Consider the following 2,463-nt stretch of genomic DNA (forward strand, 5'->3'; position numbering starts at 1 on the left):
GGTGCGGGTGGATGGTCTTGCTGATGTCCAACGCATCCGCCCCCATCTCGATCGCCAGGCAGATCTCCCCGATCATGTCGCCTGCGGACTGACCAACGATGGTGCCGCCGATGATACGATGCGTTTCACCATCAAACACAAGCTTGGTCAGGCCGTAGTCCGCGCCATTAGCAATGGCCCGTCCCGAGGCTGCCCACGGGAACTTGCCGACCTCAACACCGCGTCCGGCCGCGTTAGCGGCGTCCTCGGCTACGCCGACCCAGGCGATCTCGGGATCGGTATAGGCGACCGACGGCACCACCTTGGCATCCATGAAGCTGTTGAGTCCGGTTGCAGCTTCTGCCGCGACATGGCCCTGATGCACCGCCTTGTGCGCCAGCATCGGATTGCCGGTGACGTCGCCGACCGCAAAGACGTTCTGGTTGCGCGTGCGCATCTGCGCATCTACCTCGATGAAGCCCCTGGCATCGAGGGTGACGCCGGCCGCAACCAACTGCAGCGCCTCGGCTGCCGGTCGCCGGCCGGCCGCCTGAAGGATCAGGTCGTAGCGCCTGACGCCAGCGCCCACGCCGGTCGTCGTCACGACAAGTGCATCTTCCTCGGCAACGACGCTTTCGACGCGCGCACCTAGAAGGATCGCATCGAAGCGGTGGGCGTTGCGCTTGCGCCAGACCTCGACCACGTCGCGGTCGACATCGGGCAGCAGCGTGTCAAGCTGTTCGACCACATCGACGCGCGCCCCGAGCGAGCTGTAGACAGTGGCCATTTCGAGTCCGATGATTCCACCGCCGATAACCAGCATGCGTTCGGGGATGAAGGGTAGTTCGAGCGCGCCCGTGGAATCGACGATGCGCGGATCGTCGGGCAGGAATGGCAGCCGGACCGGCACCGAGCCGGCGGCGACGATCGCCTTGGCGAAGACGATCCTACGGCCCGTTCCGTGGGACTGCGCGACATCGACAACATTGGCATCGGCAAACGTTGCCGTGCCCCTGACCACCTCGACCTTGCGCAGCCGTGCCATGCCCTTCAGCCCGTCGGTGAGATTGGTGACGACGCCGGCCTTGAAGCTGCGCAGCTTGTCGAGGTCGACGGTCGGCGTATCGAAGGCGACACCGTGATCCGCGAGGCGCACGGCCTCCTCCTTGATCGCCGCGACATGCAGCAGTGCCTTGGAGGGGATGCAGCCGACATTGAGGCACACGCCGCCAAGCGTGGTGTCGCGTTCGACCAGGATCACCCGCTGGCCAAGATCGGCGGCGCGGAAGGCAGCGGAATAGCCGCCCGGTCCGCCGCCGATCACCAGCACGTCGCAATCAGGCGCGGCACCCGAGGCGGGCGATGGCGTGGCTGCCGGGATGGGTGACGCAGCCGCGGCCGGCGCTTCCGGAGCGGCCGCAGGCTTGGCTTCGTCTACGCCCGCTGCCGCTTCCACGATGGCGATCAGCGCGCCCTTGGAAACACGCTGGCCAATGGCGAGTTCGACCGACGCGATGCGTCCAGCAAAGGGCGACGGCACGTCGATCGACGCCTTGTCGGATTCGAGCACGATCAACGTCTGGTCGAGGGCGATGTCGTCACCCGGCTTGATGTGAACCTCGATAACGGCGACGTCTTTGAAGTCGCCCATTTCGGGCACCCTGATTTCGGTGATGCTCATCTCGGCCTCATACGATCGCGCGGCGGAAATCGCCCAGCAGGGCAGATATGTGGCCCAGGAACCGGGCCGCGGCGACGCCGTCGATGACGCGGTGATCCCACGACAGGGAGACCGGCATGATCAGCCTCGGCTGGAAGGCTTTGCCATCCCAGATGGCTTCCATTGCCGAGCGGCCAGCGCCGAGGATTGCCACCTCAGGCGCATTGATGATTGGCGTGAAACCGGCCCCGCCAATGCCGCCGAGCGACGACACCGAGAAACAGCCGCCTTGCATGTCGGCGGCCGATAGCCCACTGCCGCGCGCCTTGTCGGCGAGCACGCGCATTTCGGTGGCGATCTCGAGTACGCCCTTGCTGTCACAATCGCGGATCACCGGCACCATCAGCCCCTTGGGGGTGTCGGCTGCGAAGCCAATGTGAACGTAGCTCTTGAGCACCAGCTCGTCGCCGTCGAGCGAGGTGTTGAAGCGCGGGTATGCTTTTAGCGCCAGCGCCGACGCCTTGATCAAGAAGGCGACCATCGTCACCTTGGCGTCCTTGTTGGCCGCATTGAGCTCCTTGCGGAATTCCTCAAGCCCGGTCACGTCGGCCTTGTCGAAGTTGGTGACATGCGGAATGGTCAGCCAATTGCGGGTGAGATTGCCGCCCGAGATCTTCTGGATACGCGACAGCGGCTGACGCTCAACCGAACCGAACTTTTCGAAGTCGACCGCAGGCCAGGCTGGCAGGGCGGCGCCGATGCCGGTTCCGGACACCTGCACCGGGGAACCTCCTGTGAGCCGCTCCTTGATATGTGCCGTGATG

Annotated in this window: 2 protein-coding genes; both read right to left on the minus strand. The window is 65.0% G+C overall.

What is annotated here, in order from left to right; genetic code table 11:
* On the minus strand, positions 1-1,660 hold a 1,660-nt coding region (lpdA, locus tag AC1DUU_RS29480), incomplete at its 3' end, for a dihydrolipoyl dehydrogenase (RefSeq protein WP_476786865.1).
* Between the two features lie 7 nt (positions 1,661-1,667).
* A partial coding sequence (locus AC1DUU_RS29485; RefSeq protein ID WP_476786866.1) for a 2-oxo acid dehydrogenase subunit E2 occupies positions 1,668-2,463 on the minus strand: 796 nt, incomplete at its 5' end.

Source organism: Aminobacter sp. P4_H6_2 (assembly GCF_056400805.1).